The sequence below is a fragment of the Pseudomonas sp. D1HM genome (assembly GCF_019266105.1).
GTDB lineage: Bacteria > Pseudomonadota > Gammaproteobacteria > Pseudomonadales > Pseudomonadaceae > Aquipseudomonas > Aquipseudomonas taetrolens.
This window is the reverse complement of sequence record NZ_LRMN01000007.1, coordinates 203,215-219,587: the sequence shown is the minus strand read 5'-3', so window position 1 is coordinate 219,587 and position 16,373 is coordinate 203,215. Positions and strand designations below refer to the sequence as shown.

The 16,373-nt window shown below is 60.4% G+C and carries 12 protein-coding genes and 1 tRNA gene; 6 read left to right on the top strand and 7 right to left on the bottom strand.

Going from position 1 to position 16,373, the window contains the following annotated elements:
- Positions 1-15: 15 nt before the first annotated feature.
- Together AWM69_RS11290 and AWM69_RS11285 are read right to left on the bottom strand one after the other, a co-directional pair.
- Positions 16-1,266: a low temperature requirement protein A gene (locus tag AWM69_RS11290; protein ID WP_218726815.1), complete on the bottom strand. Its 1,251-nt coding sequence runs from the start codon at positions 1,264-1,266 to the stop codon at positions 16-18.
- Between the two features lie 116 nt (positions 1,267-1,382).
- On the bottom strand, positions 1,383-2,309 hold the full coding sequence (locus AWM69_RS11285) for an AraC family transcriptional regulator (protein WP_218726813.1): 927 nt from the start codon (positions 2,307-2,309) through the stop codon (positions 1,383-1,385).
- Between the two features lie 423 nt (positions 2,310-2,732).
- Between AWM69_RS11285 and AWM69_RS11280 the strand changes: the two genes are divergently transcribed.
- The 4 genes from AWM69_RS11280 to AWM69_RS11265 all read left to right on the top strand — a co-directional run bounded on the left by AWM69_RS11280 (position 2,733) and on the right by AWM69_RS11265 (position 7,083).
- On the top strand, positions 2,733-3,350 hold the full coding sequence (locus AWM69_RS11280; protein WP_218726812.1) for a hypothetical protein: 618 nt from the start codon (positions 2,733-2,735) through the stop codon (positions 3,348-3,350).
- A 93-nt stretch (positions 3,351-3,443) separates the two neighbouring features.
- The gene (locus tag AWM69_RS11275) at positions 3,444-3,902 is read left to right on the top strand and encodes a (2Fe-2S)-binding protein (RefSeq protein WP_218726810.1); all 459 of its coding nucleotides are present in this window, start codon (positions 3,444-3,446) and stop codon (positions 3,900-3,902) included.
- Positions 3,899-6,097 (top strand): xanthine dehydrogenase family protein molybdopterin-binding subunit, encoded by a 2,199-nt coding sequence (locus AWM69_RS11270; protein ID WP_218726809.1) that lies wholly within the window; start codon positions 3,899-3,901, stop codon positions 6,095-6,097. The genes AWM69_RS11275 and AWM69_RS11270 overlap by 4 nt, the downstream gene beginning before the upstream one ends.
- A gap of 2 nt (positions 6,098-6,099) precedes the next feature.
- Positions 6,100-7,083, top strand: a complete 984-nt coding sequence (locus AWM69_RS11265) for an XdhC family protein (RefSeq protein WP_218726807.1) — start codon at positions 6,100-6,102, stop codon at positions 7,081-7,083.
- A 130-nt stretch (positions 7,084-7,213) separates the two neighbouring features.
- Here the strand turns inward: AWM69_RS11265 and AWM69_RS11260 are convergent.
- Positions 7,214-7,289, bottom strand: a tRNA-Asn gene (locus AWM69_RS11260).
- A gap of 65 nt (positions 7,290-7,354) precedes the next feature.
- Positions 7,355-8,551, bottom strand: coding sequence for an amino acid aminotransferase (locus AWM69_RS11255; RefSeq protein ID WP_131654652.1), 1,197 nt, complete (start codon positions 8,549-8,551; stop codon positions 7,355-7,357).
- 331 nt (positions 8,552-8,882) lie between these two features.
- Here AWM69_RS11255 and uvrB point away from each other — a divergent pair, with 331 nt between their 5' ends.
- Positions 8,883-10,898 carry an excinuclease ABC subunit UvrB gene (gene uvrB / locus AWM69_RS11250; protein ID WP_048382070.1) on the top strand — a complete coding sequence of 672 codons (2,016 nt, stop codon included), beginning with the start codon at positions 8,883-8,885 and terminating at the stop codon, positions 10,896-10,898.
- A 170-nt stretch (positions 10,899-11,068) separates the two neighbouring features.
- On the opposite strand, the gene AWM69_RS11245 is transcribed toward uvrB, so the two are convergent.
- Positions 11,069-11,494, bottom strand: coding sequence for a RidA family protein (locus AWM69_RS11245; RefSeq protein WP_218726806.1), 426 nt, complete (start codon positions 11,492-11,494; stop codon positions 11,069-11,071).
- 143 nt (positions 11,495-11,637) lie between these two features.
- Here AWM69_RS11245 and AWM69_RS11240 point away from each other — a divergent pair, with 143 nt between their 5' ends.
- Positions 11,638-12,789: an MFS transporter gene (locus AWM69_RS11240; protein WP_218726804.1), complete on the top strand. Its 1,152-nt coding sequence runs from the start codon at positions 11,638-11,640 to the stop codon at positions 12,787-12,789.
- A 3-nt stretch (positions 12,790-12,792) separates the two neighbouring features.
- Here the strand turns inward: AWM69_RS11240 and AWM69_RS11235 are convergent, their stop codons facing one another.
- Together AWM69_RS11235 and AWM69_RS11230 are read right to left on the bottom strand one after the other, a co-directional pair.
- Positions 12,793-15,210, bottom strand: a complete 2,418-nt coding sequence (locus tag AWM69_RS11235) for a TonB-dependent receptor (protein WP_218726924.1) — start codon at positions 15,208-15,210, stop codon at positions 12,793-12,795.
- 156 nt (positions 15,211-15,366) lie between these two features.
- A complete protein-coding gene (locus tag AWM69_RS11230; protein WP_218726923.1) occupies positions 15,367-16,344 on the bottom strand; it encodes a FecR family protein in 978 nt (325 codons plus the stop codon).
- Positions 16,345-16,373: the final 29 nt, after the last annotated feature.

Below are 16,373 nucleotides of genomic sequence, written 5' to 3'. Positions count from 1 at the left end.
GGCGCGACATATCCGTTACTCGCCCCTCAACATATCGCCCTGGTGTCGATGTCCCAGGACCTCGTAGCCGACCACAGTGATGACCGGCGCACACATGATGAGCACGAGGCACACGACGATACTCACACCCGAAATCACCGCGATGATTGCGGCCCCCAGGGTCACCGCGGTGGCAAGCAGCAGCCACACATGCAGCCGGTCAAAACGGCGGACCAGGAAATAGTGAAGCCCGTAGATCAACCCGAGGAAACTGGCCACCGGAATCGCGGTTGCCAGTAACGCCGGGAGTGGTCCGATCTGTGCTTTGTTCTCGATGACGCTTGCCGCGACATCCAGCCCCGCCCCCATCGCAACAATGGACACGATGATCAGTATTTGCCCATAGCTCCATACGAACGCACGTGAGCGATGCACGTGCAGAATGTTAGCCGACGGCAGAATGGAATAGACCCACCACATGCCAAAGGTCATCCCGACACCGGCCATGCAGGCCAATGCTGTTTCCAGCGTCCAGCCCGCGTGTTCCATCTCGGCAGACAGCGTCGCGACCGTACCCACCAGCCCTTCACCCAACGCGATAATGGCGAACAGGCTGTAGCGTTCAGCAATATGCTCTGCGTGCCAGGGCGTTCCCCCATCCCTGCGCTCCGCGAATATCGGGCCGGCGAATTCGAAGAGAAACCATAAAAAGAACAGCGCGATGGTGACACTCATCGATAAAGGGATGAGGAAAAGCGCGATCCAGCCCAACTGCGCAATCGCGATCGCACAGGCATACGTAATGCAGACCCGGCGTCTTGCGGGGTCCTGCTTCGCGGCGCGCAACCATTGAAAGATCATCGCGACACGCATGATCACGTAGCCCAGAACCATCACTGAAGCATCCAGATGCTGGCCGTGCTCGATCGAAGAAAACAGGCGTGGCAAACCTATCGCCAGTACCAGCACGCCACTCATCTGGACCAGGGTGGCAATGCGGAAAATCCAATCGTCAGTATCGTAGGCAGACGCGAACCACGAGAAGTTAGTCCACGCCCAGCAGATACAAAAGCTCGCGAAGCCGAACCCGATCAAAGCGGTGGAGTAATGACCCGCTGCCAATGCATGTGCGAGCTGCGTTGCGGCAAACGCAAAGCAGGTGGCGAACGTCAGGTCGAACAACAACTCGAGAGATGAGGCCACACGATTTACCTCGTGCGGATCGCGCCCGGACATCCGTCGCAGATGATGGTGAAGCGTTTTATTAACAGCCGCAGATGCAGTCATGCGTGATCTCTCATTGGCGAGCGTCAGGTAGTAGAGGGAGGGGTTCAGCGTTGACGTGCGACGTGCCCCGCAAGTGCCCTTCGGCTTGCGGCCTGCAAAATCACACCGGGACACCGCTACTCGTGCGCGTCCGGCTCAAGACGCATGCGTCGGATATCGCGCAAGGGCGGCGCGCCAAACAGACGCTTGTATTCCCGACTGAATTGCGAGGCACTTTCGTAGCCCACGAGATTGCTGGCCTGGCCTGCATCGAAAGCCTGGTTCAGCATCAGCTGCCGAGCCTCCTGCAGGCGCATTTGCTTTTGGAACTGCAGCGGGCTCATACCGGTGATGTCCCGAAAGTGCTGGCGGAACGTAGACGGCGTCATGTGGGCGTGAGCAGCCAGCGCTTCCAGGTTCAGGGCCCGTTTAAAGTTTTTTCTGAGCCAGGAGAGGGTTTGGGCCATTCGCTGGCGCGGCGTGCCGTCGGCAATGATGTGGCGAAGTTGGCTCCCTTGGGGGCCAGCCAATAAGCGGACAAGGAGTTCTTGCTGCAGCAAGGGTGCAAGCGGGGTCACCATTTCAGGCTCATCCAGCAGTCGCACAAGCCGCAAAAGCACATCGCACAGCGCCGGGTCGAGCCGGTGAACAGAGATTGGCTCATAGGAGGTTTCTGCCGAAGACGGCTGTTCCATCTCGTAAGCCACTTGCGCAATTTGCCGAATGTCCAGGGTCAGCATCATGCCCAGCAATGGCTCGCTCCGTGACGCCCGGGTGACATGGGCAGTCACCGGCAGGTCAAACGTAGACAGCATCAATTGACCGGGGCCGTAATTGTGCAGCTTGTCACCGACCATGATGTGCTTGTGGCCCTGAGTGATGACGCCTATGCCCAGGCTATAGATACAAGGCATCGGCTCGCTAAGGCCATGCCGGCGATGCAACGTCAGCGCAGGCAATGCCGTTGTGAAATCACCATCCGTATGGGCAAAACGCTGAATCGCGCAGGACAACTCCGCGATCTGAAGGGCACTTGTGCGTTTCGATCCATGGTCGCCCTGCATTTAAAATCACCTGAATGTTCTGACTAACCGAGATTAGCAGCATCCCCTGCAGCCAATGCTGACCGAGGCGAACTTTCATCCTTTTAGGCTAAAAAAACGACGGATCAGGCAAGAGGAGCCCGTCTGAGCAGCACCCTCGCTCACCAGGCACAGCACTCTTGTGTCGAATCTGCCGGATCAGGCAATTAATCCTGACTTTTGAGCAAACGGCCCGAGCATTGCTCACCTAATCTGAAACATCTGCCTGAACCGCAGCGTGGTTGTCGCCCGCATCAGGCATCAAACGCTGCCGATTACCCCATGGCCGTCAACGGATCAGTCGCAAGCGGCGCAATAAAGATGCCGCACACATAACCAGGCAGACCCGGGTAAAGCATCCACCCGGCTGTCCAGCACCGTGAGCTCGCCTGAAGGACCTTAATGATGAAAACAGGACTGATCGCATTACTACTGGCACTGCCCTTTTCGGGCATGGCGCTGGCTGAGAGCACGGGCAGCCCTCTGCCTGCGGCAGGCAACGTCAGCAAAGACGAAGGTTTGAAGGCCTGGCAACGAATTGAAGCCGTTGTGACTCACCCACGTTGTGCCAACTGCCACGTCGGCCCCGACAACATTCCAATGTGGACTCTCTCCGGAGAAAGCAAAACACGCGCGCACGGTATGAACATCCACGCGGGGAACTCGCGAATCGGCGTGGAAACAGTGCCTTGCATCAGCTGTCATGCCAGCTCGGACACCCCCAACGTTGCCCCCAACATGCCGCCGCATGTGGGCCTTCCCTGGCAACTCGCCCCCGTCGCGTTCGAGTGGTTCGCAAAGACCGGTGCCGAGATTTGCACACAGTTGCGTGATCCCGAGCGCAATGGAGGCCGTGATGCCGCGGGCCTGGTCGAACACCTGCATCATGATGCCAAGGTAAAAGGCTTTATTCCCTGGGCCTGGGCCCCCGGGCCGGGCCGCACTACTCCGCCAGGGACTTTCGAGACTCATGTGCAGGACATGATCGTATGGGGCGCGGCAGGCCAGCCCTGCCCCGAATGACCCTCTTATCGATGCGTTGCCACGTTGCGTGTGGCGAGCGATACGCCAACGCCTGGCGCCAGCCGCCAGCACACCTACGAGCCGGAGAATTTCATGATCACGCTTAACATCAATGACCAGGACCTGCGTGTCGACGTTGCTCCCGACACGCCGTTGCTATGGGTGCTGCGCGACAATTTGCAGCTGACCGGGACCAAGTTCGGCTGCGGCATGTCGCTGTGCGGGGCCTGCACTGTTCACCTCAATGGCCAGGCCGTGCGCTCGTGCGTCACCCCGGTATCGGCGGCGGTCGAGGCCAGGATCGTCACCATCGAAGGGATCGGCGAAACGCCAACCGGCAAGGTGGTTCAGGAGACCTGGCAACGGCTTGACGTTGTGCAGTGCGGTTACTGCCAGTCAGGTCAGATCATGAGTGCGGTGGCATTGCTGCAAACCAATCGCTCACCTTCAGATACCGACATTGATCGAACCATGGGTGGCAACGTCTGTCGCTGCGCAACCTATATACGCATTCGCGCGGCCATTCATGAAGCGGCCAGGTCGCTGGCATGAGCAACGAGGTGATCCCGATGATCCGGTCTATCGAAAACGAAAGTCGCCGTCGCTTCCTGAAGGGGACGGCAGGCCTTACTTTGGCCGTTTATTTGCCTTGGTCTCTGGCGGATGGCGCCGCGCGTGCAAACAAGGCAGGAGAGTTCGAGCCCAATGCCTTCCTGCGTATCGGTGAGGACAATGTCGTCACCGTCATTTCCAAACACCTGGAAATGGGGCAAGGCGCCTACACGGGTCTGGCCACGCTGGTTGCCGAGGAACTGGATGCGGACTGGGCGCAAGTACGCGTTGAAAGCGCTCCTGCCGAATCGCGCTACAACAACTCGCTTTTGGGTATCCAGGGCACCGGTGGCAGCAGCTCCATCGCCAACTCCTGGGAACAGTTGCGCAAGGCAGGCGCAACGGCTCGTGCCATGCTGGTTTCGTCCGCGGCCTGGCTGTGGAAGGTACCGGCGCAGGAGATTGAAGTGGTCGATGGCCTAGTGCGCCACGCAGCGTCAGGCAAGCAAGCCACGTTCGGTCAGTTGGCCAGGCTGGCCTCCGCGCAGCCGGTGCCGGATGAGGTCACTCTCAAGGACCCCAGTGCATTCAAACTGATTGGCCGGCAGCAGCTTGCGCGTAAAGATTCGGCCGATAAGGTCAATGGCAAGGCGATCTATACCCAGGATATTCACCTGCCCGGAATGCTCACGGCGGTGGTCGCTCATCCACCGCGCTTTGGCGCCACAGTGAAATCCTTTGATGCAAAAGCAGCACTGGCCATTCCCGGAGTGGTCCATGTGGTGCAGATCCCCAGCGGCATCGCCGTTGTGGCGAAAGACACCTGGAGCGCGAAAAAGGGTCGTGACGCAGTAACGATCCAGTGGGACGAGAGTGCCGCCTTCAAGCAGAGCTCGGAGCAGTTGTTCCAGCGCTACCGCGAGCTGGCCAAAACCCAGGGCGCAGTGGTCCGCGACGACGGGGACGTCAATGCCGGCCTTGCGGGCGCCACACGCACGCTGGACGCCGAATACGACTTCCCCTTTCTCGCCCATTCGGCCATGGAGCCCATGAACTGTGTGGTCGCCCTGACCAAGGACGGTTGCGAAACCTGGCATGGCGCGCAAATGCAGACACAGGTTCAAACGGTGCTGGCCGAGCTGTTCGGTATAAAACCGCAACAGGTTCAGGTGCATACGCTGTACGCCGGGGGCAGTTTCGGCCGACGGGCAAGCAAAGACGCGGATTACGTGCTGGAGAATGCCCATATCGTCAAAGCCATCGGCGGTCGGGCCCCGGTGAAACTGGTGTGGTTACGCGAGGATGACATGCAGGCCGGTCACTACAGACCGATGTACCATCATCGCCTCACTGCCGGTCTGGATGCCCAAGGCAAGCTGGTTGCCTGGCAGCACCGTTTGGTCGGTCAATCCGTGTTCGCCGGCTCACCCTTCGCTGCCTTCATCAAGGATGGTATCGACTCCACCTCGGTAGAGGGCGGGTCGACGCTTCCCTATCGCATCCCCAACCTGCGGGTCGATCTGCACACCCCTGACGATATCCCGGTACCGATCCAGTGGTGGCGGGTGGTGGGTCATTCCCACAACGCGTTCTCCACTGAATGCTTCTTCGACGAACTCGCTCAGATGGCCGGACAGGATCCGGTGGCCTGGCGCCTGGCAATGCTCGAAGGGCATCCACGTCACATTGAAACCCTCAAGCTGGTGGCACTGAAGGCCGAGTGGGACAAACCGCTGCCCCCAGGCAAGCCAGGTGAGCGACGTGGTCGCGGAGTGGCTCTGCACGAAGCCTTTGGCTCGGTGGTCGCCCAAGTGGCCGAGGTCACGGTACAAAGCGATGGTCAGTTCAAAGTGGACCGTGTGGTGTGCTCGGTGGATTGCGGCATTGCGGTCAATCCGGATGTAATCCGTGCTCAGGTCGAGGGTTCGATTGGCTTTGCTCTCTCAGCCGCCCTGCACGAAGCAATCACCTTGACCGACGGAAAGATTGATCAATCCAACTTCCACAACAACGAGCCGCTGCGCATCTACACCATGCCCAGGGTCGAGGTTCATATCGTGCCGTCGGCAAGCCCGCCAACCGGTATCGGCGAACCGCCTGTCGCCCCCCTTGCACCGGCGGTGGTAAACGCATTGGCCGCGGCTACCGGCAAGCGTATCCGGCGCTTGCCTATCAGTAATCAGTTGTCGGCCTGACCATGCAACATTTGGACTTGCAGGTCATTGAACAAGCCCTGACCTGGGCCCGGAGTGGAGAGTCTGTCTGGCTGTGCACCGTGCTCGCCACTTTCGGTTCATCGCCGCGCGGGCCTGGTTCCTGGCTCGTCGCCCGCCGCGACGGTCGCCACGTTGGCTCGCTGTCGGGCGGCTGTGTCGAGGAAGATTTCCTGGAGCGCCTGCAGCACGGCGAGTTCGCCGAGCGTATTCAGGTCGTGCGCTACGGGGATGCGCAGGGGGGTCCACAGGATTCGCGAATCACCCTGCCTTGCGGCGGCATCCTGAAAGTGCTGGTTGAGTGCCTGCCCGCCAATGCCGCAACACTGGATCAGCTGGATATCATGCGTTCGACACTCCGCGGGCAGCGCCATCTGCTGCGCTGCATCAACCTGAGCAGCGGCGATGCCTGCTTCGAAGCAGACGACGGCCTGGGCCCGCGGGTGGTTGAACGGATTGAGAGTGAAGCCGTGCATCTGCGCATCGGCCCGGCTGCGCGCCTGATCATCGCCGGCATGTCGCCGGTGTCGGTGGCGTGCGCCGAATTCGCCCGCACGCTGGGTTTCGAAGTCATCCTTTGCGACCCCAGGGAGAACGCCTTTGCGGGCGTCGAACTACCCGGCATAGAGGTCAAACCTGTGTTGCCGTCGACGTTCATCAGTGCCGGGGGATGTCATGCGGCCACAGCTGTCGTGGCCCTCACCCATGATCCACGCATCGACGATCTGGCGATGATGGAGGCCGTCTGCACGCAGGCCTTCTACATCGGCGTCATGGGTTCATTGCAGACCTCCAGACTACGCGCTGAGCGTCTGCGTCGTAGTGGAGGGTTAAGCGATGCGCAAATTGCCCGGCTGCATATGCCGATAGGCCTGTCCCTGGGCAGCAAGACACCTGCCGAGATCGCCTTGGCCGTCATGGCGGATGTCATCCGGGTTCAGCGTGGACGGTCGCGCAATGCGCTCTGAGTCAGTGACCGGAGGGTGCCGGCCCTACCCGGCCCTCGTGACCCAGCGGAACGCCAAAACGAAAAAACCCGCCATAAGGCGGGTTTTTCGGATGCTTCAGAGAATTTCAAGCCTTCTCTGAAACCTTATCTGGCTCCACGACCTGGACTCGAACCAGGGACCCAATGATTAACAGTCATTTGCTCTACCAACTGAGCTATCGCGGAATGGCGTCTATCTTACTGATATCCAAAGAGAAGTCAACACCCTGATGACTTCTCTTCGGGATTATTCAGATCACCTGAACAATCGCATCGGTAACCACATCAATGTTGCGCTGATTCAAAGAAGCCACGCAGATTCGGCCGGTATCCAGTGCGTAAATGCCGAACTCGGTGCGCAGGCGCGCCACTTGTTCAACAGTCAGGCCCGAGTACGAGAACATGCCACGCTGACGCGCCACAAAGCTGAAATCCTGGGCCGGGGCTTTTTTCGCCAGCAGCTCAACCATCTGCAGGCGCATGCCGCGAATGCGCAAGCGCATTTCAGCCAGCTCGGCTTCCCACATGGCACGCAGTTCAGGGCTGTTGAGCACCGCAGCAACAATGCTTGCACCGTGAGTCGGCGGGTTGGAGTAGTTGGTGCGGATCACGCGCTTGACCTGGGACAGAACGCGGGCGCTCTCTTCCTTGGACTCGGTAATGATCGACAATGCACCGACACGCTCGCCGTACAGCGAGAACGACTTGGAGAACGAGCTGGACACAAAGAAGCTCAGACCCGATTCGGCGAACAGACGCACGGCGGCGGCGTCTTCATCGATGCCATCGCCAAAGCCCTGGTAGGCCATGTCGAGGAACGGGATCAGTTGCTTGTCCTTGACCACGTTCAGCACGTTCTGCCAATCGGCTGGAGTCAGATCGACACCCGTCGGGTTGTGGCAGCAGGCGTGCAGCACAACGATCGAGCCGGCTGGCAAGGCGTTGAGGTCTTCGAGCATGCCGGCACGGTTTACGTCATGGCTGGCAGCGTCGTAGTAACGGTAGTTCTGCACCGGGAAACCGGCGGTTTCGAACAGGGCGCGGTGGTTTTCCCAGCTTGGATCGCTGATGGCAACAACAGCATCAGGTTGCAGTTGCTTGAGGAAGTCCGCACCGATTTTCAGCGCGCCAGTACCGCCCACAGCCTGGGTGGTAATCACCCGGCCAGCGGCCAGCAGAGGCGATTCGGCCCCGAACAGCAACTTTTGAACAGCTTGGTCGTAGGCTGCAATGCCATCGATCGGCAGATAGCCGCGCGAAGCATGTTGAGCAACCCGGATCGTTTCGGCTTCGACAACGGCACGCAAGAGTGGAATTCGTCCCTCCTCGTTGCAATAAACACCAACCCCCAGATTCACTTTGCTGGTACGAGTATCGGCGTTAAATGCTTCGTTGAGGCCCAGGATAGGATCGCGTGGTGCCATTTCGACAGCGGAGAACAGGCTCATTATTACGGCGGCTCTGAATGGAGTATGGAGGGGGTGACAACGCTCCAGCCGATTGCACTAGAGCGGTGCACAAACGGGGAGCAAGTATAAGGCCGTTAATGAATTGGGGCGACAGGCTATTCTCAGTTTTGAGCAACTATTTCAGTTTATTTACGGGCCACTGGTCTAATTGCAATCCTGGCCTGAATAACGTTGTCGACTCGCGCCTTGAAACACTCGGACATGACCTCCATATTTAGCCGTATCCTGTTTTTTCTGCAGCCAGCGCCGTATCCCGTCTTTCTCGCCTTTGAACGGCCCACGCCTTCAGACGCGAACCCAGAGGTCCGTTATGTCCGACTTTCAGCTTGTTACCCGCTTTAAACCCGCGGGTGATCAACCCGAAGCCATTCGCCAGATGATCGAAGGCATCGAAGCCGGCCTGTCGCACCAGACCCTGCTCGGCGTAACGGGCTCGGGTAAAACATTCAGCATCGCCAATGTCATCGCCCACGTGAATCGCCCGACACTGGTCCTGGCGCCCAACAAAACCCTGGCCGCGCAGTTATACGGCGAGTTCAAGGCGTTCTTCCCGAACAATGCGGTGGAGTACTTCGTCTCGTACTACGACTACTACCAGCCCGAAGCCTATGTGCCCTCCTCCGACACCTTTATCGAGAAGGACGCCTCGATCAACGACCACATCGAGCAGATGCGCCTGTCCGCGACCAAGGCCCTGCTGGAGCGCAAGGACGCGATCATCGTCACCACGGTGTCATGCATTTACGGCCTGGGCAGCCCGGAAACCTATTTGAAGATGGTGCTGCACGTCGATCGCGGCGACAGGCTTGACCAGCGCGAACTGCTGCGCCGCCTGGCCGACCTGCAATACACCCGCAACGATATGGACTTTGCCCGCGCCACGTTCCGCGTACGGGGCGACGTGATCGACATCTACCCGGCCGAATCGGATCTTGAAGCCATCCGCATCGAACTGTTCGACGATGAAGTCGAAAGCATCAGTGCCTTCGACCCGCTGACCGGCGAAGTCATACGCAAGATGCCGCGTTTCACCTTCTACCCTAAAAGCCACTACGTTACGCCACGTGAAACCCTGCTGGATGCGGTCGAAGGCATCAAGGAAGAACTCAAGGAGCGTCTCGATTACCTGCGCACCCATGACAAGCTGGTCGAAGCCCAGCGCCTGGAGCAACGTACCCGCTTCGACCTGGAAATGATCATGGAGCTGGGTTACTGCAACGGCATCGAGAACTACTCGCGCTATCTGTCTGGCCGCGAATCCGGCGCGCCGCCACCGACCCTGTTCGATTACCTGCCGGCCGATGCGCTGCTGGTGATCGACGAGTCCCACGTCAGCGTGCCGCAAGTCGGTGCCATGTATAAAGGAGACCGGTCGCGCAAGGAAACCCTGGTGGAATACGGTTTCCGCTTGCCGTCGGCCCTGGACAACCGGCCGATGCGCTTTGATGAATGGGAACGCATCAGCCCGCAAACCATTTTTGTCTCGGCCACCCCCGGCAATTATGAAGCCGAGCATGCCGGCCGGATTGTTGAGCAAGTGGTGCGTCCGACCGGCCTGGTCGACCCGCAAATCGAAATTCGCCCGGCCCTGACTCAAGTGGACGATTTACTGTCCGAAATATCCAAGCGGGTGGCGCTGGAAGAGCGGGTGCTGGTCACCACGCTGACCAAACGCATGTCCGAAGACCTGACTGACTACCTGGCCGATCATGGCGTACGGGTGCGCTACCTGCACTCCGACATTGATACCGTGGAACGGGTCGAAATCATTCGCGACCTGCGCCTTGGGGTGTTTGATGTGCTGGTGGGCATCAACCTGCTGCGAGAAGGCCTGGACATGCCGGAAGTGTCGCTGGTGGCCATTCTTGACGCAGACAAAGAAGGCTTCCTGCGTTCCGAGCGTTCGCTGATCCAGACCATTGGCCGTGCGGCCCGTAACCTGAATGGCCGGGCCATTCTTTACGCCGACCGCATCACCGGTTCGATGGAGCGCGCCATTGGCGAAACCGAACGTCGCCGGGAAAAACAGATCGCCTTCAACCTGGCCAACGGCATCACCCCCAAAGGGGTGTTCAAGGACGTTGCCGACATCATGGAAGGTGCGGTGGTCCCGGGGTCACGCAGCAAGAAACGCAAAGGCATGGCCAAGGCGGCCGAAGAAAACGCCAAGTACGAAAACGAACTGCGGTCCCCCAGCGAAATCAGCAAGCGCATTCGCCAACTGGAAGAAAAAATGTACGCCCTCGCCCGCGACCTGGAGTTCGAGGCGGCGGCGCAGATGCGCGACGAAATCGGCAAACTCCGCGAGCGCCTGTTGCAGGTGTAACGAGCAGCGGTAGAGCGACGTAGCCTCGTTCCACTCGTCAACTGCTACACGCACTCTGTAATCCGGCTGCGAAGCAGGCGTAGGGCGATGCCGCCACGGAATTGAGGACACCCTTGCGATCCCGCCCTTGAAGGGCCTTCGGCAGCGGCTACAGGGCGTCGTATTAACGGCTAAGGGCAGCCCACGGCTGCGACGGCTTCGACTTCAAACAGCATCCCATCCAGGGCCAGACGCGGTACGGGGATCAGGGTGCAGGCCGGTTTGGCGGCCGATCCCCAGAGCCGGTCTATTTCCGCCCCCAGAATCTGCAAGCGTTGCTGGCTATGGTCGACAATCAGCACGGTCAGTTTGGCCACGTCCTTGAGCTGTGCATCGGCCCCGGCCAGGGCGATCTGCAGGTTGGCAAAAGCCTGGCGCACCTGTTCGGCGAAATCCGGCGACAGTTCGCTGTCGACGTTTTCTGCGCCCTGGCCCGCGGTGTACACAAGGCGAACATTGGGGGCCAATCGTGCGACGTGGGAGTAGCCATTGGCTGAAGGGTCGTACAGCCCCGGCGGGTTGAGCAATTGCACGGCGGGCTGAAGGTTCTTGTCCATAAAAATCTCTCCGGTGGGCAGTGACGTTACAAGCGCGCCATTCAACCATTCTCGCCATCCCCTGTGCCAGCGCCCTCGCAGCGCTGTGCGCAAATATGTAAGGATGTTGCGCTGCGTCACAGACCCGATCGACAAGGATGACCATGACCGCCATCAACACCCACGCCCCTTTTGTTCCGGGGCGTCTCGAGCAAATGTCGACCCGCATTGCCTTTTTTATTGCCGGGTTCGGTTTGGCTGCCTGGGCACCGCTGGTGCCGTATGCCAAGGCCCGTGCCGGGCTCGATGAGGCCACTCTGGGTCTGTTGCTGCTGTGTCTGGGTGCGGGGTCGATCCTCGCGATGCCCATCTCCGGCCTGTTGGCGACACGCTTTGGTTGCCGTCGTGTGCTGGTGGTCGGGACGATTCTGATTTGCCTGAGCCTGCCGCTGTTGGCGACGGCCAGCACGTTGCCGCTGTTGATCGCGACCCTGTTTATGTTTGGTGCAGGGCTCGGCGCGGTGGATTCGACGGTCAATCTGCAAGCCGTGATCGTCGAGCGCGCCAGCGGGCGTCACATGATGTCGGGCTTTCATGGTTTGTTCAGCGTCGGCGGGATTGCCGGTGCAGCCGGGGTCAGCGCCCTGCTCGCCCTGGGCCTGTCGCCGCTATGGGCGATTGCAGCCGTGATTGTGCTGATACTGGCCGCGCTGGCCAAAGCCGCACCGCATCTGTTGCCCTATGGCAGCGAAAGCAGCGGCCCGGCCTTTGCCGTGCCCCATGGGGTGGTGCTGTTTATCGGCGTGCTGTGCTTTATCGTGTTCCTCGCCGAAGGCGCCATGCTCGACTGGAGCGCCGTGTTCCTGACCACCGAGAAAAGTCTGGGTGAAGCCTATGCGGGCCTGGGCTATGCCGCATTCGCGTTGACCATGACGGTCGGCCGATTGCTGGGCGATACCATCGTCAGGCGTCTGGGCGCGAGGCGAGTGATTATTCTGGGAGGTTTGTTCGCCGCCTTGGGCATGGCGCTGGCCACCCTGGCCCCGAACTGGGAGCTTTCCCTGCTGGGCTATGCGCTGGTCGGCGTCGGTTGTTCAAACATTGTGCCGGTGCTGTATACCGCCGTTGGCAAGCAAACGGTGATGCCCGAAAGCATCGCCGTGCCGGCCATCACCACCCTGGGCTATGCGGGGATTCTGGCAGGCCCGGCGGCCATCGGTTTTATCGCCCATGCCAGCAGCCTGAGCATGGCCTTTTTACTGATCACCGCCCTGCTGTTGGGCGTGGCCATCAGCGGGCGGAGGGTTCAGGTCTAGCCGTTAAAAGCCGACACTGGCCTGGACGAAGAACGTCCGCGGCTCACCCAGGTAAATGCCTGAGTTGTTGTCGCTGGAGCGGGTGTAATACTCCTGATTGAACAGGTTTTTGATCCCCGCACCCAGCTTGAGATTCGACGCTTGCGGGCCGAAGTCGTAGCCGACGCGGGTGCTCCAGGTGGCATAGCCCGGAATGTCACCGTATTGACCATCGGCCGTCGGATCGGTGATGTAGGTGCCACCGGTGCCCGGCGCGTGTTGTTTGGACTGGGCAAACATGTCGAGGTTGTAGGTCCAGCGGTTAACCGCATAACGCGCCCCGAGATTGAGCACCTGGCGCGAATACAACGGCAGGTCACGCCCTTTGAACCCTGAGATATCCCCCTCGGATGTCGCCTTGGTATAGGTGAACCCGGCATTCACCGACAAACCGTCGAGCCGCGCGTCCAGCCCCGACATGTCGTAGTGCACCGAGGTTTCCACGCCCTGGTGCTTGGTGGCGCCCAGGTTGGTCCAGCCCACATCGTTGCTGATGTATTGCAACTCGTCGGCAAAGTCGATGTAGAACACCGTCACTTCACCGCCCCAGGTGCCATTGTCGTAGCGGGTGCCGATTTCGTAAGTCTTGGCTTTCTCCGGCTTCAGGCCTGCCGCCGTCTGATCCCCCGTACCGCCCTGCCCCAGCTGGAAGTACTGCAGACTGCCAAAGGAGGTTTCATAGTTGGCGAACAGCTTCCATGCATCCGAAAGGTGATACATCACGCTCAGGGCCGGCAGTGCTTCATTGCTGTCGATGCTGCGCTTCTTTTCCTCGACCGGAACCCCCTTGGCGTCGAGCACCGGACGATCGTGCCAGTGGGTGCTGATACGTTCAAAACGTATGCCCGGGGTCACGGTCCAGTTGCCCACATCGATCTTGTCATCGATATAGATCGCGCTGGCTTCGGTGCCGCCCGTGCGATCCTGGTACACATGCCCGTCCCCCTTGGGCCCGGACACAGGGGTGTTATCGACCAGTTCAAGCATGCTTGCCTGCTCGTGCATCGCCTCTTTCAGATAGCGATAACCCACACCGACTTCTTGCGTCACCGGGCCCAGGGTGAAGACATGCGATACCCGCGGCTCGATGCCGAAGGTGTGGTAGTTACGCGGGTAGGCCGACACGGTTTGCAAATTGCGCGCGGCGATATTGCTGCCACGGAAGCTGTCGGTGTAATAGGTCAGGACTTCGAACTGGGTCTGATCATCAATCTGGCGCAGGTATTTGAAGGAGACGTCCTTGCGTCGCCCGCTGAAGTTGTCCCAGTCACGCACCGACTGGTACGGGTCCGCATCGAACTGCGCCTGAGTCAAACCGCCGGGCATGTCAGCGGTGGCGTCGTAGTAATGGAAGTTGAGGCTGAAATCATCCTGATCGGTCGGTGCCCAGTGCGTCTTGAGCAACACGTCATCAATGTCGTTGTCATTGTTGCGAGTGCGGTAACCGTCGCCCTTTACCCCGGAGTACAGCAAAGCGGCACCGATACCGTTATCGGCCGTGCCCCCCAAGAAGGCGGATTCCATGTGTTTCCAGCCGCCACCTTCGGAGGTTTGCAGCGTCGTACCGACTTCACCCTGGAAGGTTTCAGGGATGGCACGGGTCACGAAGTTGATCACGCCACCCACGTTTTGCGGCCCGTAGCGCACCGAGCCGGCACCCCGCACCACGTCGATGCTGTCGAGGTTGCCCGAGGAAATCGGCGCCATCGCCAATTGCGGCTGGCCGTAAGGCGCAAAGGCCGCCGGGACACCGTCGATCAGCACCGTGGAGCGTGGCGACAGGCGCGAGGTCAATCCGCGCACGCCCACGTTCAATGAAATATCACTGCCCCCCGTGCCGTTGGGGGCCTGTACCTGCACGCCGGGAATACGCTTGAGCACATCGCTGACGTTCATCGCGCCTTGCTCGACCATCGCTTCGCGTCGTACCACGGTGCGTGCGCCAGGGTGATTCTGCACCACCGACTGATTGGCATCGCCCAGCCAGTCGCCCACGACTTTGACATCCACCGGCCCCAACTCCAGCGGGCCCGCTGCGGCAGCAGTACCCGCCACCGGTGCCGCGCGCAGGGTGACCGCATCACCGTCCAGTTCGTAACTCAGGCCACTGCCCTGCAACAGTTGGCTGAGGGCTTGCTCGGGTGACAATTGACCTTCCACCGCCGGGGCGCGCTTGCCGGCCACCAGTTGCGGGCTGAAAAACACCTGCAATGAGGTTTGCTGGGCCAGTTGGCTCAAGGCTGCACCCAGGGGCTGGGCCTGAATATGAATAGCACTCGACGCCGGCTCGATGGCAAACGCCCACGGTGTCGCGCTACTGACCGCCAGCGCCAGGGCCAGCGGCAACCAGCGCGTACGTGCAACGGAGACCGGGGTGCTCAAAGCAGTGGCGAGCGAAGAAGCCGCCTCAAAAGGATTGTTATTTTTCACGTCGAGTCTTGCCCTGTTGATCGCACCGAAGTGCGACTGTTAATGCAAACCAGTTGCAGTTGTTCAAGAAGACGAAGAACTCGAAAAAAACCTGAATCGGTCAGGGCATTATTTTCTGGCGATGACTTCCTGGCTGCCATCGGCACGGGTCTGAATGGCGACCGGCAGGATCCGCGGCAACGCCTTGAGCAAGGCGTCGGTGTCATCGGTCTTGAACACGCTGGAAACACGCAACCGGGCCAATGCCGGGCTGCTTACGTGCAGAGGCTGCTCACGATAGCGCGACACTTCTGCGGCCACTTCGCCGAGGGTGGCGTCGTTGAACACCAACTGGCCCTTGCGCCAGGCCGTCAGCGCCTGTGTATCCACCGGCCGGGCCGCCGCCACCCGCCCCCGTGCATCGACCAGGGTTCCCAGGCCAGCCGTCAGGTTGACCGCCTCGGGCGCGCTGGCCCCCTGGACCCGAACATGCCCGGACTCTACGGCCACCTGCGCCTCGTCGCCGTCGCGGCGCACATCGAAGCGGGTGCCGGTCACCGTCACCTGACCCGCACCGGCCAGCACCACGAACGGTCGATCGCGATCAACGGCCACACTGAACATCGCTTCGCCCTGTTCAAGGTCGACCTTGCGCTGCTGGTGTTCAAAGTGGACACGCACGCGGCTGCGGCCATTGAGTTCGATGGATGAGCCATCCGGCAGAGTGATTTCACGACGCTCGCCGAGCACCGTGCTGAATTCGCCCCGGTAACCCGCTGAGGACGGCACCTGCAGCCACAGGCCTGCGCCGGCGGCCACGGCCAGCACGCTCGCCGCCACGGCATAGCGCAGCAGCGAACGGCGCTTGGCCGGCACCGCCGGCGACTCGCACAGCGCCTGCAAACGCGCCTTGGGCAACAGGTCGGTGGCCGACCACAGGTTGACCAGCCATTGGTATTCCGCCTCATGCGTCGCATGTTGCAAGCGCCAGGCGGCCAGTTCGGCCTGCTCCGCCGCACTCAGGGTCTGCGCCTGCTGCCGGGCGAACCAGCTCGCGGCAGCGTCGCGAACGCTCGCGCTGTCACCTGTACAGTCACGCGTCTCCATCATGCAATCCTTAGCGGTGCAGGCGCGCA